Below are 20124 nucleotides of genomic sequence, written 5' to 3'. Positions count from 1 at the left end.
GATTAACCCACCGACGCAGGTTTTCGTTTGGGTTTGAAGATTTCGGTGGCGGTGCCGAAGTGCACTTCACCGGCGTTCATCAATGTTTCACTGAGCGTCGGGTGCGGGTGCACGCTTTCGGTCACGTCGTGGACTTCGCATCCCATTTCGATCGCCAAGACGGCTTCGGCGATCAATTCACCGGCCCCCGATCCGACGATCCCGCAACCGATGATGCGTCCGGAGTCCGGGTCGACGAGCCACTTGGTCAGCCCCTCGGTGATCCCCAGCGCCTGGGCACGACCGCTCGCCGCCCAGGGATAGACTTCGACGGTGACTTTCACCCCGTCTCGCTTGGCTTCGGTTTCGGTGATGCCGGCCCAGGCGATTTCGGGGTCGGTGAAGACGACCGCCGGGATCGCTTTCTTGTCAAAGCTGGCGGCTTTGCCGGCCAGAACTTCGGCGGCCACCCGGCCTTCGTGTGTCGCTTTGTGGGCCAGCATCGGATCCCCGGCGACGTCACCGATGGCCAGGATGTGCGGATCGGCCGTGCGTTGCCGGTCGTCGCATTCGACGAAGCCCCGCTCGTTGACAACGACGGACGTGTTTTCCAGGCCCAGGCCGCGGGTCACCGGACGACGGCCGATACTGACCAACACGCGATCGAATTGCTCATGCCCGAAATGGGCCGGCCCCTCAAAGGTGACCTCAATCTTGTCGCCGACTTCGGTCAACGAGCCGACCTTGGTGTTGGTCAGCACGCGACCCTCGCAAAGTTTGTCGATCCGTTTGGCCAACGGTTTGACGAGATCGCGATCCGCCCCCGGCAACAGCCCCTCGGCCAATTCGACGACCGTGACCTTGGACCCCAAATGGGCGTACACGCTGCCCATTTCCAATCCGATGTAGCCGCCGCCGACGACCAGCATCGATTCGGGGATGTCCGCCAGCGCAAGTGCGCCGGTGCTGTCCATCACGCGGTCGCTGCCGATGTTGAACGCCGGCGGCATCGCGGGGACGCTGCCGGTGGCCAGGATGCAATGGTCAAACGTCAGTTGTCCGCCGACGGGGATCGATTCGTGGTCGCCTTCCAATTGCAGCGTGGTCGAATTGACAAACGTGCCGCGGGCCTGGATCACGGTGACGTTGCGACGCTTGGCCAGATTGCCGAGCCCGCCGGTCAGGTTGGAAATCACCTGGTCCTTGCGGGCCCGCACCTTGTCGATGTCGATCGACGGTTTGCCGGGATATTCCACGCCCCAGTTCGCTTTCAAGTCGTCCACCTCGTGGATCACCTTGGCGACGTGCAACAACGCCTTGCTGGGGATACAGCCGCGCAACAAGCAGGTCCCGCCGAGCCGGGGTTCCGCTTCGACAATCGTGACATCCAATCCTTCGTCGGCGGCCAAAAACGCGGCCGCATAACCACCGGGACCACCGCCCAAGACAACAACGGGACTATGCATTTTTCTGTATTCGATCTGGCGAGGAAGACTGTTGGTTTCGGAGACGACCGTCGGGGCAAAAAAGAACGGACGCCGAGGCGTCCGCGACGGAAGCTGAATTGTACTGTCAAACCGCAAATCGGCGTATGCTTCCAGCCCGCGAATCCCCGTGATGGCAAGCTGGACGCCACACCGATTCGATTAACGAGACAGGAATTCGACGACGGCGTTGGCGTCGACCGGCAAGCTGATGTCGCTCGCGCCGGGCATCCCCAGCATCGTCGCCTTCAAGCTCTCGCTGTCAAACGCCACCCAGTCCAGGGCATCGGGGGCCGCGTTGGCGATCACGCCCCGGTACAGGTTCTTCAGGTTTTCGCGGTTGCGGACTTCGACAATGTCACCCGGACGCAGGATATAGCTGGGCTTGTCGACTTTCACGCCGTTGACCAGGAAGTGGCCGTGCGCGACGCCTTGACGGGCCTGGGGACGGGTCTTGGTGAATCCGACACGGCGGACCACGTTGTCCAACCGACGCTCGCACATCAGCAACAACAGCTCACCGGTGTTGCCCGACTTGCGACCGACGGCGTCAAAGTAGCGACGCAACTGGCGTTCGCCCAACCCGTAATAGTGCTTGATCTTTTGCTTCTCTTGCAACGCCGCACCGTAGTTACTCGGGCGACGGCCGCGGACGTGCATCCCGGGCGGCGTGTTGCGGCGGTCGAGGGCGCGTGCGGCACCCGCGGTTTCATAAATCAGGGTGCCGAGTCGACGGTTGACGCGTGCTTTGGGGCCGGTGTAACGAGCCATAGACGATGATTCTCCTGGGTGTCCGCAATCGGCCCTGCTGACGGATCGGCAAAAAACCGAGCCGCGGGTGGACCGCTACAGATCAAAAAAGGGTCGGGCTGCGGGACGAACGGTAAATCGAAACCGATCGAAACGCTGCCGGCGCGATCCGCTGCTTTCACCCGGAGAGACGATTCTCCGAGGACGGTCGCGCGTCGGTTTTGGGAAGCGGCAGAGTGTCGCCGCTCAGCTCGGGATTTTCAAGGCCAACGGGACATTTTGAATCGCTTTGATGTTTCCCGCGATCGGGATGTGCCCCCAGCGGGCCGCCAGCATCACGCTGTTGATCCCCGACCCGATCCCCAACATCGCCACCCGGTCCCCCCCGGCCAGGTCGCCCTGATCGGCCGCCGAAGCCACCGTCAGCGGCAGCGCCACCGAGCCTGTGTTGCCCAACTGGGGAAACGAAACACTGTCTCGCTCGGTGGAAAGCCCCATCGATTCCAGCATCGCCATCCGATGACGCGTCCCAACTTGATGGCAAACCGTTCGCTCGATCGACCCGCGGTCCCAGCCGCTTTCGGCCAACAGTTTCTCAAACGCCGCGGCCCCCGTGGCGATCCCCTCCGCCATCAGCTGCTCCGAATCGGTCTCCATCAACGGTTGCATCGCCGCGCCGGCCGAGTCGCTGTCGCTGACGCACAGATCGTGAAATCGGGTGCGGGCCTCGGCGATGCCGACCTCGATCGCGGTCGCCTCGGGCGCCAAACGCTCGTGGGCCAGCAGCCAGGCACAACTGCCCGAACCGATCGTCAACGACGCAAACGCGCCCTTGATGTCCTTGCGCCGCAGCGACGTGTCCCCGTTGAGCGCCTGGATCGTCGATTCGAGCAACATCCGGCTGTTCTCGGTCCCGACCACAATCCCGGCTTCGATCGCCCCGCTCTGGATCATCATCGCAATCTGAATCGCGCCATTGATCAGGCCCAGACAGGCATTGGAGACATCATAGACCCAGCAATCCGACGACAGCCCGATCCCGTGATGCACCCGTGATGCCGTCGCCGGCTCCAGGAAATCGCGACACACGCTGGCGTGAATCAGGCAGCCGATCGATTCGACGCCCACCCCTGCCGCCTGAACGGCCAACTTTCCCGCTTCGATGCTGGGACCACTGGGGACAGTCCCCACCGGCCAGACACGGCGCTGGGCGATCCCCGACATCAGCTCCAAACGGCCTTCGGGTAACTTCAATCGCTGATAGAGCGGCTGCAACCGCTGTTCGATCTCGTCACTCGACCAAACTTCGTCGGGGACCAACGCGCCGATGGCCGCCAGTCGAACGTTCTTAAATTTCACGGACGCGTTTCCTGCAGGTGATGTTGCCGGTTTGAGCAGACGGCGGCGCATCGCCGGCCCCCAGCCGGTTCGCACAGCCGGTTCGCACAGCCGCGCGGGCCCACCGACCGGCAACGCGGTGAAGCATTTTTTAGCGGCAGGGCGCGAGCCCTCCGGTGTGTTGGCAGCGATGAGGAACCGGAGGGCTCGCGCCCTGCCGCTAACACCCCGCAAAACACAGAAAAGAAATGCTTCACCGCGTTACCTGTTCGGTCTTGAAGCCCAGGGTTCGATTTCGAGCCCAGGGTTCGATTTCGAGCCCAGGGTTCGATTTCGAGCCCAGGGTTCGATTTCGAGCCCAGGGTTCGATTTCGAGCCCAGGGTTCGATTTCGAGCCGATGGCAGGCCTGATTTTGTGGCCTGGGGCCGACTTCCGCCAGCGGTCTGGGCGGCATTCCGGTCGCATTCCCAATGCATACCGGTCCCGTTCCGGTCCCATTCCGGTCGTCACCGGGGCCGTCGCAGGCCGCTTTGATAGCAAAAAAACGCATTGCTATCACTGCCTGTCGTGCTAGCACACCCCAATTTACACAAGATGTAGAGATTGTTTGGAACGTGTGAAAACTACCGCTACTTTTCCCACCGCTCGGAGAGACCCGCGGAACGTCGCCGGTTTCTGACTCAGAGCCGAAACCGCCGGGGCGGTCCTGATTCAAGGACGAATACAATGGATTCCAAGATGGATTCTTATCGCTCTTCTATTCATCGAGTCCAGCGGACTCACCCCGACTCGGCAGTTCGGTTTGGCAATCCCAGTTCATTCGCAACTGCGTTGCCGCTGCGTTTTCCTGCTTCCCCTCACTTCCGACCGACGCTTTGTTTGCGTCGAGCCGAAGTGGCGGGGCATTCTTCCAGGTAACCGTGCACATTTTTTGACGCAGCACGCGGCTGCGTTGTCATTCTTGCATTTTGCGACTTTTATGAGGAAACGTCGGATGTCAAGCGAAGCTCTGGTTAGCAAGCCGATCATTGGTATCAATTGTGATTTTAAAGCTGCTGACCGCAGAAAACCCGGGTTCGCCTATCTGGCGTCGGGGTATTTTCAATCGATCCTTTCCGCCGGTGGCATTCCGGTGGTCGTGCCGCCGATGGACGACCCCGAATCGATCGCCCGCGTTTTAGATCACGTGGAAGGCTTCATGATGATCGGCGGCGGAGACCTGGATCCGCGCAACGACGGCTTCATGTTGCATTCGAGCGTTCGCCCGATGGATCCGGTTCGCGAAACCAGCGACCGTTTGTTGGTCGCAGAAATCGCCGAGCGTCGCATCCCGTTGCTGGCGATCGGAGCCGGCATGCAATTGCTGAACATCCAACAGGGCGGCAACCTGTTCTTGCACATCAAGGAAGACTTGCCGGCGGCGGTTCCGCACCTGGACCCCCACGACCCCAACCACCGACACACCCTGGAAGTCGAAAGCGATTCGTTGGTCGGCCGCGTGTTCGGCGACGGCGAGATTCGCGTCAGCAGCCGCCATCACATGGCGATCGACGAAGTCGCACCGGGTTTCCGCGTGACCGCTCGCTGCCCCGATGGCGTGATCGAGGCCATCGAAAGTGAAATGATGGATTGGTTCGCGGTCGGAACCCAATTCCATCCCGAATGTGCCGCCGCCTCGGCGCTGGACGTCCGCATCTTCGAAGAATTCATCGAAGGCATCTGCGCCGCCAAGGCCCAAGAAGCCGAAAACCTCCGCCTGGTTGCCTGATCGCCAGCCCGAGAACAGGCCCGCCGTCGCGGATTGAAATGACCCCACGGATGGCAGAGCGTACCCACGGATGAAGAGCAGCCAGCGATCCGTGGTGACGCTCTGCCATCCGTGGGTGTGATACGGGAGATCGTTTGTCCGATCACCTTGCCCCCGACGGGATACGGATGGCAACGCATGCCTCTCTACAAATAATTGCGAGATTCTCTCCCCGTGGCGCTCTGCGAGTCGCTCCACGGGCTCTTGAGTCGTCACTGCGCGAAAACCGAACGCCGAACGACGACTTCGAGGCACCGAGAGACATGAATCATTCTTTTGCACACGCCATGCTCTGTTGCGGGATCCTCGGCGGGGCAACCGCCCTGGCCCAGGAGCTTCCGGCCCAGGAGCTTCCGTTCCAGCACGCCGTCGAGGTCTATCGCAGCGACGAGGACGAAACGATCGCGTTCTCCCTGCGGCTGGAGCAGCCGTTCCTGGCCGAAGAATTCGAAAAGAGCAACTACCTGCGGCTGCGATCGAGCGATCCCAACGCCTACTTGATCTATCCGAAAGAAACCAAGTTTCACCAAAAGCACGCCGAGTTCTACGGCCGACTCAAGGGTGACGGCAAAGTCGACGTGCAGCTGTCCTATGAAACCGTCTCGGAAAACCTGGACGGCACGCGCCGCGTTCAGGTCCGCGAAGGGACGATCACGATTGCGATTCCCGACGTGCCGGCCGACCGGAAATCCGTCGGCCCACGCAGCATCTTTCAAGACTGGGCCCGGCAACAGAACGAACACTTTGCGCGGCTGTTGACCTACTACCCCGACGAATCCTTTTTCCAGTACTGCTTGCTTCAGTCCAAGGCACGCTATGGCGTTGATCCGCCGGCGATTCCGAAACGCATGCCGACGCAAGACAACTTGGAAGACGGACTCTACAAGCTGTTCACCGGATCGCTGGCGATTCAAGAGTCGCTTCAACGGCGGACGCTCAGTTCATCGGCCAACCGTGGGGCGTACACGCGTCACATCAGTTCGATCTCGCCACCACGCATCCGATCACTCGACTACGAAGACTTGCTCGAGCAGCGACTGGACAAAGAAAAAGACGTCGCGGTCCAGGTTCACGAGATCTCCAAACTGGTTCCGGCCGACCAGTATTTCTTGCACTTCAATTCCTTCGCATCGCTGGGCGAGACCGTTGATCTGGCGACCCAGTGGGGCGACGACCTGGTGCGGCTTTCGAAGTTGACCGCCCAGGACAATCGGCTGCTGGCCAAACTGGAGGAACAGCTCGTCATCCGTCGATCCGGGATGGAGCAATTGTTTGCCGAGGGCGTCGCGACCGAAGTTGCCGTGACCGGCTCGGATCCCTATCTGCTCGACGGAACCGATGTCACGGTCATCTTTCGCGTCCAGGACGAGCAAGCCTTCAACAAGCAGTTGATCGGCTGGATCGACCAGGAACGCGGACGACACCCGGATCTGGTCCAACGGGACTTCAATTACCGCGGGCACCAAGTGACCGCCCGTTACACCAGCGATCGGCTGGTCAGTGCGTTCACGACGCGACACGACGACTACTACGTTTTTTCCAATTCCCACCGCGCCATTCGGCACATCGTCGACGCATCGCTCGGTGAAATCGACTGCCTGCATGATGCCGCCGACTATCGATACATCAGCACGCTGCTGCCGCCGTCACGCGATGCCAACTCGGGATACTATTTCGCCTCCGACGCGTTCATCCGACGCATCGTTGCCCCGGCAGCAAAGATCTCGCAAAAGCGCCGCGTCGAATGTTTCAACAATCTGGTGATGCAAAACAACGCGTCGCTGTTTTTTCGTTTGGAACACGGTCGCTCGCCGAATTCCCTGAGCGAGATGATCGAGAAACGTTTCATCGCGGCCGACCGAATCACGTGCCCACACGGTGGAGCGTACGCGTTCGACGCGGACAGTGACACGTGCACCTGCTCGCTGCACAACCGACTCCGCTACCTGACGCCCAATGCCGAATTGTCGGTACAGAACGTGTCGGCCGACGAAGCAGCCCAATACGAACGCTACAAGACCCGGTACCAATCGTTCTGGCAAAAGGTTTTCGACCCCGTCGCGACCCGCATCACGGTTGCGCCCACGATGAAGCTGGAAACCTGTGTGTTGCCGATGGCCGGCAGCACGTACTACCAGGACGTGCGTGGCATGGTCGACCAAAACCCGCAGCCCATCGATGTCGCCACGATCGCGCCGTCCGCGGTCGCGTCGATGGTCATGGTCCCCGGACGCAAGAACACCGCGCAGTTCCTGATGGCCATCCCCGGCCTGGCGAACGTGGTCTCGCAAGACCCGACGCTGACCGATCTGGAATGGCTGGGGGATAACGTTTCGTTGCATTTTTGTGACGGAGAGATCGTGTTTGAAATCGACCCGACGCAACTGTCACCGATCAACCTGCCGATCATCGGCGAACCGCCGGCGATCCGGCAGGCGCTCGTCGGCGGTTTGATCTTGACGGCCAACATGCCGGTCTACGCCACGATCGATGTCGAAAACAAGGACAAGGCCGAACGTTTGCTGGAACAGTTTTCGCAGAAAGCGTTTTTGATGGGCGGCAATCTGGGGCCGTTCCCCAGCAAGATCGATGCGTACCGTCTGCCCGACTATCGCGATCACGAAATGTATGTGTTGAGCGCTCGCCTGCACGCGATCGCGCTGCGTCTGCACATCGCACTGGTCAATGACCAATTGGTGCTGGCGACGAAACCCGAGATTTTACGTGAAGTCATCGACGCGAGTTCGAACGCGCCGTCCCCCGAACAGCCGATGGCGCACCTGATGTTCCGGCTCAATCGCAAGGCCTTGGACCAACTGCAGGATGACGTTCACCTGCACTGGGCAGAAAAGTCCCGTCTGGCATGCCACCGCAACATCATCTCGATCTACAACTTTCATCAGCTGTACGATGCACCGATGGATCAGATCGCACAATTGTCCGAAGCCAAATACGGGATTCGTTACTTCTGCCCCGAAGACGGCCACTACTCGTACGACGAGGGCTCCAGCCAGGTCGTCTGCAGCGTCCACGGCAACCGCGAGTCGTCGCGTCAGAATCCGGGGCTGAACCCGAACGCCTCGTCGGCCAGATTCATCGAGAGCATTGACCAGATCATCGCGTACCTGCGTTATGAGCAGCAGGCCATGATTGCGACGGTCGAAATCGAACGCAACGATGGGAAGTAGCGCATCACCGGTGGCGGCAAAACGGTTAGACTGAACAACCGCAACCTGCTTCGTCTGGCAGTTTTTTCGGACCGCCGTCAGCGGCGACTGCGACGACACGCCTTTTCAAGGGACAAAAATTCGATGGGACTATTATCGGGCATGCTGGGTTCGGCCTCGGAGGCGAATCTGGACAAGGTGGAAAAACAGATCGCTTCGATCGTCATCGAAGACGAGTCGGTGGAACGGGCCTATCAGCTCGTCCGCGACATGATCGTCTTGACCAACAAACGCATCATCGTGATCGACAAGCAGGGCATGACCGGACGGAAAACCGAGTATCTTTCGATCCCCTATCGCAGCATCGTGCGTTATTCGATCGAAAGCGCCGGGCACTTCGATTTGGATTCCGACCTCAAACTCTGGCTCTCCAGCACCCACGAGCCGATGACGTTTGATTTCCGCAAAGCCGAAAACGTCGCCGACATCATCAAGGTCATCACGCGACATACCTGTCACTAAGCCCTGTCACTAAGCAACGCACGGAAATGAAGTGGGATAGGCTCCCAGCCCAGGGCTGTAAGGGTATCCTGCTAGGTCAATCCTAGCAGTTTCGCGGTCGAAACATGAGACGAGGCTACATTCCTTGATCGGTGCGGCTTTTTCTTCTTCGGGCCGCGGACCGATTTTCTGTACTCCTTTAGGTCGATCGTCCGAGCGATCTTCTTCAGCATCGCGACGAGGCCTTTGATTGTCGTCGGAATCAATTCTGCCCACTCGTCCTCGGTGATCGCAATCAACATCCCTTCGGTTTTATCGGAGACATTTTTTGAGACGTGAAAGTGGCTGATCGCTTCCACCTCTGATTCGTCATGGGTCGCAAACAAAGCCGCAAAGATGGTTTGTCGAAGATTGAACGCGAGCAGCGACATACAAAACAGGAACGTTGCTGCTTTGGGATGACCGACACCTGATTTCTCGCAAGTGAGCGTCATCTGTAAAATATTGAACGCGGTTTCTTCTTCCCAGCGATGCCGGTAAACCTCTGCCACGTCCTTAGCCGAAACTGTGGCGGGAAGATTCGTCAACACGTGAATCTCTTCGTCGCCATCTCGCGTTGGCGAGTCCAATATGACAGTGATTCGGCGAACCACCATGGCATCTTCGGCAGCAGATAGTTTCAACGCTTGTTCGTAGACTACGCCTGTGCTGCTGCGGCCAATGCGTTTGCGTTTTCCCAGTAAAACGCCTTTCAAACGCCCGTGCTGGCGGATCACGAAGAAGCTTTTGGATTGAGCGAGTTTGTTGAGGAATGGGACGATGCAATAATGCCGGTCCGCAATTACGACATCATTCGGCTGGATATCATCCACGATCCGATCGCAACACGTCGACTCTTGCGCGTGGCCGTCAAGCAGCACGTACGCGCGGTCAAACACCTGTCGCTGTAGGTCAAACCTCGCGACTAGTTTACCCGGCAACGGTGCACCCTTGACGTCTCGAAGGTCTTTCAATCTTTTGTCAGACTTCGCCAAGACATTCCCATCAATACTCAAGCAACGATAACCTGGAAGCAATTCCCAGGGTGTGAACCCCATCGCGTCTTGCATTTGGATAGTCCGCTTTGCCGCGTGCGAAACGAGCGACTCACTTACCGCTGGTTCTATGCCTCTGGTTTTGGCATAGAATGACTGTCGAGAAACGTCGAGATTCTCTTTGTGCTCCTTGTAGGCTTGATTGAAATTCTCGCTGAAATTCAAGGCCACGTCAGCGACCGTCATCGCCACTGCCTGGAATGTGGCGAGGTACTCATACTGCTTTTCTCGATTGTTATCGAAAACCAGTTGCAAATCGCTCCCGATAAAGTCCTGCGTGAGCGCCCTGGTCATGACAGCAAATGGTGCCTTGGTTACAAACCGATCAAAAACTTTCGATGACATCGCGAACCTCCGTGTAGCGTAAAACACGGGAATACACAAAAATCGCGGTCACGCGATACCCTTACAGCCCTGGGCTCCCAGCCTGTCGACGCTGGAATGACAGGCTGGAATCCTATCCCACTCGCTAGATCCGACACTTATTGTTCCGGCGGTGCTAAATCGCCAAGATGCCCGCGATCGCTGCAACACAGATCAGCGGCACGAGGATCAATCCGAACGCCGAACGCCAACCGGCGTCGCCGTGAAGGACCGCTTCGTCCTGGGTGGAAAGCCCGACGTTGTGATGCGGGGCGCCCCGCCGATAGAGCACGGTGCAGTACAGCTGATCAGCTGAAATCGCTGATCGAGGGTTGACCAGATACGTCGATCCGTTGGCGGTGAATTCGTGTTTCGTCAACGGATTTGCGACATCGGAGCGTCCCGCGTCGACCAAGATCGCTCCGGCGGCCTCGCCGTGACGGGCAAGTCCCCAGTAGCGAAAGCGTGAGAGATAACTGGTCACGATCCCCGGCACCAGCAACGCGATGACGCCGCCGGGAAACAACAGAATCCAAACGGGAGTGAGCCGCTGCCGTGTCTCCGCGATCCTGGCCCGCGACGGTTCACCTGGATCGACAACCACCGTCACCGGATCGTCCACATCGTATCCGCCGTCAAAGGTATAGCTGACGCCTTCGCGAAGCTGATCGGCGTATTCGTATTGAAAGGAAAGCTCATAGAGTTGTCGACGCGATTCCTGCGCCGGCGCCTGTTCGATTGCGGTGACGCTCCCCTCAACGGTCACCTCGTCCCGAACCATCAAATCACGCACATGCTCGGGGCCTTCCAGCATTTTAAAAATGATGACAAACCCGACCAGGAATGCCCAAGCCAGCAATGTCTCGGTGGGAGGTCGCAGCAGCGCCACACGCTGGGGCCAAGTCAGGTTCCGTGGTGGTGGTGGAAGCGGATCGGCTGTTTGCAAGGCGACCGATTCGTCTGTGCGGCGATGGACGACACTCCAACCGACCGAAAACAACAATGCTGCGCCCGCGGTCAGAAACGGCGTCGACAACAACAACAGATTTCGCGTCGCGTCGTCGCCATGGGTCGGGTCCAGCACGGATTGATCGGGGCGATCCGGATTCACGTAACACGTCGCTTCGGCACCCTTGGGGTGCGCTTCGTGCAGTTGTTGTTCCCATTCCCCCTCATCGCCGCCCCGCCCCGGCACCATGTCCAGCCGATCACCCCGGTAGCGTTTTCCGTTGACCAGATACCGATACTCGATGACGAGATAGCGATCACCCTCGGAGTCGCGATCAAACTCGGAGCGTTCGATCAGGCAAGGCGTCGGCGTCCAGGATTGTGCGGTTTTTAATCCCGACACGCCGACCTGACGCACACCGAGTAGAGCCGAGCCCACCATCAACGTGATGATCCCGAACAGCAAACGAGCACCGATGTCGGATCGATTTGATTGGTTCATATTGGATCGGGTTGGTTTGGAAGCGTTTCGGCGAACGCTTCATCGCGGGACGAACCCAATACCACATCACATCGGGGCGATTCGCCGCGAACCCATGTCGGTCGTCAGCACGACGTGGGCGTCAAACGCGTCTTGAATCAGGCCGTGCTTGATCGATTGATGATTGGGGTCATCCCACAGGTCTTCGAACTCCCAGGGATCGGATTGAAGGTCATACAGTTCACCGAGCCCTTTATCATGATACACGCACAGCTTGTACCGCGGTGTCCGGTACATCGTGCCGAACGTCCCCACGCCGCCGGTGAAGTGTGGATCGAGCGCATCGAAATACTCGCTGCGGACGAAATCATGATGCTGCGCCGGATCCGCTTCGCCGCGCAGAATCGGCAACAAGCTCTTGCCTTGCATGTAGTCGGGGCACTCCAACCCGCACAACTCCATCAGCGTAGAGGTCAGATCGAGCAATTCGACCAGTCCGTCACAGATCAATCCCGATTGAAATTGGGCCGGCCAAGAAAAGATCAACGGAACCCGCACCAGGCCTTCGTAGAATCGGCACCCCTTGAACATCAGCCCGTGATCGCCGAGTGCTTCGCCGTGATCGCTGGTGAAAATGATCACCGTGTTGTCCCGCGCGCCGGTTCGATCGAGCGTCTCAAGGATGCGTGCAAATTGGTCATCGATCTGCGCGATCATTGCGTAGTAGTCCGCTTGCACGCGTTTGGCGTTGTGCTGCTCGGGCGTGCGGATTTCGTCTTGAAAGTCCAGCGAGGCGAGCTTCTTTTGTTGGATCAAATCCGAATCGCGGAAGTGCGGCCCCGGCATGTCGGCGGCATCAAATCGATCGGCGTACGCTTGGGGCGGAATGAAGGGCGGGTGGGGATCGTAGATGTTTAAATTCAACAACCACGGTTGCTCCGCCGCCGCATGGTCTTGGATGAACTCGATGGCGCACTCGCTGGCCCAGGTCGTTTGATGAAACTCCGTGGGAACCCGTTCGGCGGATTGCCGCATCGTATCCAAGTCCCCCCCGCGACGGCGCACCCACTCGGCATAGTCATGGCCTTGGGACCAATCATCCCGTGGCGCGTGACTGAATTTCCAATACGAAAACCCGTCGTCGATCCGCGGTTCGGTGCGATGCCCCGCGCTTTGCAAATGAAACTTGCCGACCAGACCGCAGTCGTAGCCGGCATCTGCGATCAACTTCGTGATCACCGGAGGGTAGGCCGGAAACGATTCATTGCCGTTGCGGGTGTTGTGAACCCGCGAAGGGTACATGCCGGTCATGAAACTGGAACGACTCGGCGTGCAGATGGGGCTTTGACAATAGGCATGGGTCATCGCGACGCCGTCGGCGACCAATTGGTCGATCGTCGGTGTGACCACGTGCGGATTTCCCAACGCACCGATCGTGTCGAAACGCTGTTGGTCGGTGCAATACCAGAGGATGTTGGGACGCATGGTTTCGGCGGGTCGCGTAGGAGGGCAGATCAAATGGGTTTCTGAAGCGGTGTTGTTCTACGACGACTCGTCGGGCAATCGAATCGCTTTGCCGTCGTTGAATCGACGCCATAGTGTCCACGCCAACAGCGCCAGTGCAACCAGAGACAAACCCAGCGAGATCGGCTGGGTGAACATCGGCATCAAACTGCCACCGCTGTTCATCAGCCCCGCCGCCAAGTGCTCTTCGCCGATCGGCGCCAACACAAACCCGATCACCAGCGGCGCGATCGGGATGTGGAAGCGTTCCATCAGGTACCCGACGACACCGAAGGCGAGCATCACCCAAACGTCGAACATGCGATTGGCGAGCGCGTAGGAACCGATCACGCAGAAAATCAGCACGACCGGGACCAGGACAAACAGCGGAACTCTTGCCGCCCGCACCATCACACGCACCGACGCCAGCAAGAACAACAGGGTCAGCAGGTTGGCGATCAGCATCGTGCCGACAATCGTCTGCACCGCCAGCGGGTCGCTTTGGACCAGCATCGGTCCGGGTTGCAGGCCATGAATCACCAGTGCGCCCAACAAGATCGCGTCGATCACGCTGCCGGGGATCCCCATCGCGACCAGCGGGATCAGTGCCCCGCCGACGGTCGCGTTGTTGGCGGTTTCGGACGCCACCACGCCTTCTTCACTGCCGTTGCCGAATCGATCCGGCGTCTTGGAGGCGCGCTTGGCGGCCGAGTAGGCGATCACCGAACCGACGTTGGCGCCGATGCCGGGCAAGATCCCGATCCAGGTGCCGATCAAGGCCGAGCGGACAAAGTTGACGCCGTGTGTCGCCAGATCGCGGAACCGAAAGTCCAGTTTATCGCCCGCGTTGACTTCCGTGACGCCGCCACCGACATCGCCGCCGACATCGCCCTGCAAGACCTGCCGAATCACTTGATTGACCGCAAACAGGCCGATCAGGACTGGCAACAACTTGAACCCGTCATCCATCTCATGGATCCCGAACGTGAATCGCGTGATGCCGGTTGCCGGGGACGAGCCCGGCATGGCGATCATCACACCCAGCGCGCCGGAGAACAGCCCCAAACTGAGCGACTTGCCGCCGACAGTCGCAATCAAGACCATCGCGACCAACACGAGCGCAAAGAATTCGAAGGGGCCAAACGTCAACGACCAGGCCGCCATCGGTTGGGCCAGGCAAATCAGGAATCCCCACGAGATCATCCCGCCGATGAAGGTGCCGCCGATGCCCAGTGCCAGCGCCCGCCCCGCCTTGCCCTGCTGGGCCATCGGGTATCCGTCCAACGTCGTCATCATCGATGCCGGCGTCCCGGGGATCCGCAACAACGTCGCCGTCACCAGTCCTCCGCTGACCGAACCGACGTACATCGAAACCAGCAACACGAGCGCCAACTCACTCGGCATCGAATAGGTCAGCGGCAAGGTCAACGCGATCAACATCGCGCCGGTCAATCCGGGGATCGCGCCGACGAAGATGCCCAACAACGAACCGACCGCCGCCATCAACAACGACGTGGGGGACAACAGGAATCGGATCGCGACGTCGGGCTCGGTAAACAAACGATGTTTCTCCTGCGTTAGGGCAAATCCACGACCAGCACTTCGGTGAACAGGTGATGCATCACGACGCTCATCAAAACGCTGACGACCAACAACGCGATCGTCGCCTTGGCGGCCTTGATCCGACGCGACTGAATCAACGGCCCGAGCAGGATCCCGCCGATCAGTAGGGCGTAGACCGCGGTGACGGGAACAAAGCGGACCAGCTGGAACTGCAGCGTGATGACATAGCCGATGGTGATACAGCCGATCGCCGCGAGCTGACGCGTGTGTGCCGACCGATCGCCACCTTCACGATCTGTGGTTCGGCGTGGAACCCCGCTGCGTCGCCGACCGACCGCCCGGATCGATGCCGCGACGGCGGTCAGGATGACGCCGCCCAAAGCGAACATCGCAAAATTGGGCAATTCCACTCCGGCCGACGGAGCGACCTCGGCGATGCGACGCTCGCGCTGTTGCAGTTCCGCTTCCAGTTCGGCCCCCCGCAGCACCGTGTCGGTGATCTTCATCTCCGCCAACGTCTCGCGAACCTCGTCCGTCTGCATCGCCGCCGACAACGCATCGGCAATCGTTTCGACACGCTCGCGCGGCGTGCCCAACGGCGCCCACCAGAACTGCATGTTCTGACTTTCGACGCTGAACCCCTGTTCGGTCGCCGTGGCCAGATCCGGCAGATCCGCATGGCGTTCCGGTCCGAGCAGTGCCAACGCGCGGATCCCACTGGGTTTGAATTGAACGTATTCGGCGATCGAAAACGACGACACGTCGGCATGGCCGCCCTGAAGTGCGGCAAACCGCTTGGCACCGCCACCGGTCTGGGTGTATCGAAAGCTCGATCCCGGGATCTTCGATTGCAGCATCAACCCGGCAAAGTGACTGGGGGCACCGATGTTGGCCGAGAAAACGATCGAGTCAGGGTGGAGCGCGGCTTCTCGCATCAGCGACCGCAAATCCGAATACGGCGAGTCATCGCGAACGGCGACCACCTGCGTCGCGTTTCCGGTCCCGGCGATCGGCACGAACGCTTCCGCCGAATAGCTCGCGCTGCCCGAATGCCGGGCCGTCAGGATGCCTTCGTGCAACAACAACAATGTGTAACCATCCGGTCGCGCGTGTTTGACACGTCGACTGCCGATCGTCCCACCGGCCCCCGGCACATTGATGATCACCAATCGCTCGGGCAACAGTCGATGTGTTTCGATGGCGTTTTGAATCACGCGGCCGAACGTGTCGCTGCCACCACCGGCGGCGAAGGGGACCACCAGCTTGATGGGGCGCCGCGGATAGGCGTCGGCGTGTTGCTCGCGGTCGACGCAACCGACGAGCAGCAACAGCGCCGTGGCGCAGCCCCACCAGCGCAGCCGCCATGGCAACGACCGGGGCGCATCGAAAGAGCCGACGTGATACGAAGTGTTACGCAATGGGTGGGGGGAGTGCGCGGCAAGTTGCGGAAAATCGCGTCCACTATATGCGAATTTTGTCTGGGAGTTTTCGTGCAAATGGCTGAAAAAAACTTTATGGTGGTCACTGGAAACTGCATTGCTTGAGTCTCCACGTCTTCCTGTCGTTCGTTCTATCACGGTGAGCAGATGAAAATCTCTTGGATCAACTTAGCCGTTGTTTCTCTATCGGTCGGGACTCTCACGTTCGTCGGATGTGGTCCGTCCAAAGAGCCGACGGGGCCGGATGAGGGATCGGTTCAAGCGTATCTGGATGCGAATCCGGAAGCGGCGGCTCGAATCGATGAAGAGGTGGACGAGGGCGAAGACGACGGAACGGGCGAGTAGATCGTTGATAACAAATTCGTGGATGATGACGCACATGCGTCTTGGTTTTTATAGCGGTGCGCTGGTCGTCGCGATGGTCGATTAGTCGACCGGTCGCATGCTTCGCACCTCGGTTTTATTTCGTTCTTGTTGCGGGAGAAGTCAGATGCGAAGAAATTCTAGACGAGCCTTCACGCTGGTCGAACTGTTGGTGGTCATCGCGATCATCGGCATCTTGGTGGGTTTGCTGTTGCCGGCGGTGCAGGCGGCACGCGAAGCTGCGCGTCGGATGAGTTGCAGTAACAACTTCAAACAGATCGGCTTGGCATTCCACAATTACCACTCGACGTACAAGAACTTGCCGAGAAACCGTGGTGGCACTTATCGCTACGGTAACAACACCCAGGCCAGGACGCCGGTCCCACCGGGGGCACCCTACGGCGGAAATAATTTCTTCAACCTCAGTGCCCTCGTCGGCATCTTGCCCTTCGTCGAGCAGCAGGCCTTGTGGGATCAAATCAGCAATCCGTTCGCCGTCCAAGAACCCGCGTCGGCGCAAGGGTTGTTCTTCAGCGCGATGGGGCCCCAGGTCGCCATGAGCCTGGCCGAACATGGTCAATTTCAATACGACCCCTGGCTGACCAACATCCCATCGTATCGATGCCCCAGTGATCCCGGAGTCGGTTTTCCCGCACAAGGGCGCACCAACTATGGCGTCGCCCTGGGAGATTCGATTCAGTTCCAGAACAACGGGGGACGCAATCAAACCGGGGTGATCGCGCGGACTCGCATGACACGGATGCGTTCGACAACACGCGGGATGTTTGTGCCACGCGAGGAAACCCGGTTCCGTGATGTGCTTGATGGCCTGTCCAACACGATCATGGGCGGCGAAATGAACACGGCGCTCGGTGACAACCAAATCACGACACGCGTGGCCCAGCGTGGCGGGATCATCAACGACCCCAGTCTGTGTGCCGATCAAATCGATCCGGATCGCCCCAAGTTCTGGGCCCCCGGCACCGACTTCGCCAGCAACAACCGAGAAGTCCAACGGGGCTACAAATGGATGAATGGCATGGCCGTCAATGTCGGCATCACCTCGATTCTGCCGCCGAACCGGGAGATCTGCAGCAACGGCAACAACACGTTCACCATCGGCATCTACGGACCGAGCAGCCGTCACCAAGGCGGCACCCATATCCTGATGGGGGACGGTGCCGTCGTCTTCATCACCGATTCGATCGAATCGGGCGACACGTCCGCGGGGAACGTCAAGTGGAATGGCACCGACGACCAGGCCCCCGGAATGCCCAGCCCGTATGGATTGTGGGGTGCACTCGGAACCCGCGCCAGCGGTGAAACGATCGAGGAGCAGCTCAACCAATAGTTGCCGCTTGATCGGGGCTGACGTCGCCTTCGCACGCCAACCATGGGCTCCCTTCTCCCCCCGAATTTGCAGGGGGGGAGAAAGAAGGAGGTCGTGCGGTTTTAAAGTCACCCTCCTGGCAGGAGGGTCGAGCGCAGCGAGGGGAGGTCGATTGGATCAGTGGCGGAGTTGATCGTAGCGGAATTCGCTAAGACTTTCGCGAGCCGCCAGCCCTCTCTGGCGTTTGCTTGCTGCGCAAACGCCGTCTCTCCCAGAGGGAGAGAGACTAAATGGGTTGCAAAATCCTGGAGCAAATGAATCGACTCTCCGGGGAGAGAGTGAATCGAAACCTTTCATTCGATGTCCGGGGGCGAAGCCCCAATTGGGAGTTGTTGGTTACACTAAGCCCGACAGTCTCCCCCATCACTCCGACACGACACGTACTGGATCGCCGATGCGTTTGCCCCCACGACTCCTTGCCGCCCTGATCGTTTGCGTTGTTGCGACGACGTTTCTGCCCTGCAAAACGATTCACGCCAAGTCTCCCAACGTCGTCTTTTTCTTGGTGGATGACTTGGGGTTCATGGATGTGGGCGTCAACAATCCCGAGACGTTCTACGAAACGCCCAACATCGACCGACTTGCCGATCGGGGAACCAATTTCACCAACGGCTATGCCGCCAATCCCGTTTGTTCTCCGACCCGCTACAGCATCCTGACGGGGCGGTACCCCACCCGCGCCGATGCCACCAATTTCTTTTCCGGCAAACGCCCCGGCCGTTTTTTGCCCGCGGTCCTCAACGACCACATGCCGCTGAGCGAGGTCACCCTGGCCGAAGCATTCAAGCAACAGGGCTACCACACGATGTTTGCCGGAAAATGGCACCTCGGGCCGAGCGAGGAGTTCTGGCCGACCCGCCAAGGGTTTGATCTGAATTTCGGCGGTTACAGCCGAGGCGGACCGTATGGCGGGAAGCGTTATTTTTCTCCCTATGGCAACCCGCGACTGACCGACGGCCCCGATGGCGAGCACCTGCCGATTCGCTTGGCCCAGGAAACCGCCAACTTCATTTCCGAAAACCAATCCGATCCGTTCTTTGCCTACCTGGCCTTCTACAGCGTTCACACCCCGTTGCTGGCACCCGAGTCGTTGGTGAAAAAGTACCAGGAGAAAGCGAAGCGTTTGGGATTGGAGACGCAAGAGGCGTTTGCCGATGAAGAACAGGTTTGGCCCAACGCAAAACAACCGCGTCGCGTCCGAACGCTGCAGGCCCACGCGACCTACGCCGCCATGGTCGAATCGATGGACCGCGCCGTGGGCATCGTCATCGATCGGCTCGAAGCCTTGAACTTGATGGACGAAACCATCATCTGTTTGACCAGCGACAACGGCGGCCTGTCCACCTCGGAAGGCTCACCGACAAGCAACTTGCCACTTCGCGGCGGCAAGGGATGGGTCTACGAAGGCGGGATCCGTGAAGCGTTCATGATGCACGCCCCGATGATCAAGGACGCACCCGATTCGTGCGACGTGCCCGTCGTCAGCACCGACTTCTATCCGACCCTGCTGGAACTGGCCGGTCTGCCCACGAAACCCGAACAACACCTCGACGGGGTTTCCCTGGTGCCGCTGCTAAAGGGAGAAACGGAACTGGATCGCGATGCCATCTATTGGCACTACCCGCACTACAGCAATCAAGGCGGATTCCCGGGCGGAGCGATTCGAATCGGCGACTGGAAGCTGGTCGAGCGGTACGAGGACGGCCGGGTTCATTTATACAACTTGGCCGAGGACGTCGGTGAGCAAAACGATCTCGCCGATCAACATCCCGAGCGAGTTGAACGGATGCGCAAAAAACTGCATCGCTGGTACCAGGACGTCGACGCCAAATTCCTGCGCGCCAAAGACAACGGCCCGCAGCCCTGGCAACCGTAGCCCTGGCAACCGTAGCATTGCGGCCGATCGATTGCGCCATCGCACTTGCCCGGTCGCGACAATGGTGTCCACTGCCT

Annotated in this window: 14 protein-coding genes; 6 read left to right on the top strand and 8 right to left on the bottom strand. The window is 59.5% G+C overall.

The genetic code is table 11. The features are described 5' to 3' along the window. Positions 1-2 precede the first annotated feature (2 nt). The 3 genes from lpdA to Enr13x_RS08140 form a co-directional block, all read right to left on the bottom strand. Positions 3-1445 (bottom strand): dihydrolipoyl dehydrogenase, encoded by a 1443-nt coding sequence (gene lpdA, locus Enr13x_RS08150; protein ID WP_145385554.1) that lies wholly within the window; start codon positions 1443-1445, stop codon positions 3-5. A 180-nt stretch (positions 1446-1625) separates the two neighbouring features. Beyond that, positions 1626-2234, bottom strand: a complete 609-nt coding sequence (rpsD, locus tag Enr13x_RS08145; protein ID WP_145385553.1) for a 30S ribosomal protein S4 — start codon at positions 2232-2234, stop codon at positions 1626-1628. A 225-nt stretch (positions 2235-2459) separates the two neighbouring features. After that, positions 2460-3572 (bottom strand): 3-oxoacyl-ACP synthase III, encoded by a 1113-nt coding sequence (locus tag Enr13x_RS08140; RefSeq protein ID WP_197455874.1) that lies wholly within the window; start codon positions 3570-3572, stop codon positions 2460-2462. 974 nt (positions 3573-4546) lie between these two features. Between Enr13x_RS08140 and Enr13x_RS08135 the strand changes: the two genes are divergently transcribed. The 3 genes from Enr13x_RS08135 to Enr13x_RS08125 all read left to right on the top strand — a co-directional run bounded on the left by Enr13x_RS08135 (position 4547) and on the right by Enr13x_RS08125 (position 9048). Further along, complete coding sequence (locus Enr13x_RS08135) at positions 4547-5320, top strand: gamma-glutamyl-gamma-aminobutyrate hydrolase family protein (RefSeq protein WP_231744157.1); 774 nt, start codon at positions 4547-4549, stop codon at positions 5318-5320. 302 nt (positions 5321-5622) lie between these two features. Continuing rightward, on the top strand, positions 5623-8547 hold the full coding sequence (locus tag Enr13x_RS08130) for a hypothetical protein (RefSeq protein ID WP_145385552.1): 2925 nt from the start codon (positions 5623-5625) through the stop codon (positions 8545-8547). Between the two features lie 123 nt (positions 8548-8670). Continuing rightward, entirely contained in the window at positions 8671-9048 is a 378-nt protein-coding gene (locus Enr13x_RS08125) for a PH domain-containing protein (protein ID WP_145385551.1), read from the top strand. A 71-nt stretch (positions 9049-9119) separates the two neighbouring features. Here Enr13x_RS08125 and Enr13x_RS08120 read toward each other — a convergent pair whose 3' ends face one another. The 5 genes from Enr13x_RS08120 to Enr13x_RS08100 form a co-directional block, all read right to left on the bottom strand. Continuing rightward, positions 9120-10415 (bottom strand): transposase, encoded by a 1296-nt coding sequence (locus Enr13x_RS08120; RefSeq protein WP_197455625.1) that lies wholly within the window; start codon positions 10413-10415, stop codon positions 9120-9122. A gap of 205 nt (positions 10416-10620) precedes the next feature. Then, positions 10621-11934, bottom strand: a complete 1314-nt coding sequence (locus Enr13x_RS08115; RefSeq protein ID WP_145385550.1) for a DUF3592 domain-containing protein — start codon at positions 11932-11934, stop codon at positions 10621-10623. Positions 11935-12000: 66 nt separating this feature from the next. Then, positions 12001-13398 (bottom strand): sulfatase family protein, encoded by a 1398-nt coding sequence (locus Enr13x_RS08110; RefSeq protein WP_145385549.1) that lies wholly within the window; start codon positions 13396-13398, stop codon positions 12001-12003. Positions 13399-13455: 57 nt separating this feature from the next. Further along, positions 13456-14976: a tripartite tricarboxylate transporter permease gene (locus Enr13x_RS08105; RefSeq protein WP_197455873.1), complete on the bottom strand. Its 1521-nt coding sequence runs from the start codon at positions 14974-14976 to the stop codon at positions 13456-13458. A gap of 17 nt (positions 14977-14993) precedes the next feature. Beyond that, on the bottom strand, positions 14994-16397 hold the full coding sequence (locus Enr13x_RS08100; RefSeq protein WP_197455872.1) for a Bug family tripartite tricarboxylate transporter substrate binding protein: 1404 nt from the start codon (positions 16395-16397) through the stop codon (positions 14994-14996). Positions 16398-16565: 168 nt separating this feature from the next. On the opposite strand from Enr13x_RS08100, the gene Enr13x_RS08095 reads away from it, so the two are divergent. The 3 genes from Enr13x_RS08095 to Enr13x_RS08085 all read left to right on the top strand — a co-directional run bounded on the left by Enr13x_RS08095 (position 16566) and on the right by Enr13x_RS08085 (position 20047). Then, positions 16566-16763: a hypothetical protein gene (locus tag Enr13x_RS08095; protein WP_145385547.1), complete on the top strand. Its 198-nt coding sequence runs from the start codon at positions 16566-16568 to the stop codon at positions 16761-16763. 145 nt (positions 16764-16908) lie between these two features. After that, positions 16909-18132, top strand: a complete 1224-nt coding sequence (locus tag Enr13x_RS08090) for a DUF1559 domain-containing protein (RefSeq protein WP_231744156.1) — start codon at positions 16909-16911, stop codon at positions 18130-18132. 433 nt (positions 18133-18565) lie between these two features. Then, positions 18566-20047, top strand: coding sequence for a sulfatase (locus tag Enr13x_RS08085; protein ID WP_145385545.1), 1482 nt, complete (start codon positions 18566-18568; stop codon positions 20045-20047). Positions 20048-20124: the final 77 nt, after the last annotated feature.

This window comes from Stieleria neptunia (assembly GCF_007754155.1).
Classification (GTDB): Bacteria; Planctomycetota; Planctomycetia; order Pirellulales; family Pirellulaceae; genus Stieleria; species Stieleria neptunia.
The sequence above is the reverse complement of the archived record's forward strand: the minus strand, read 5'-3'. Positions and strand labels throughout refer to the sequence as shown.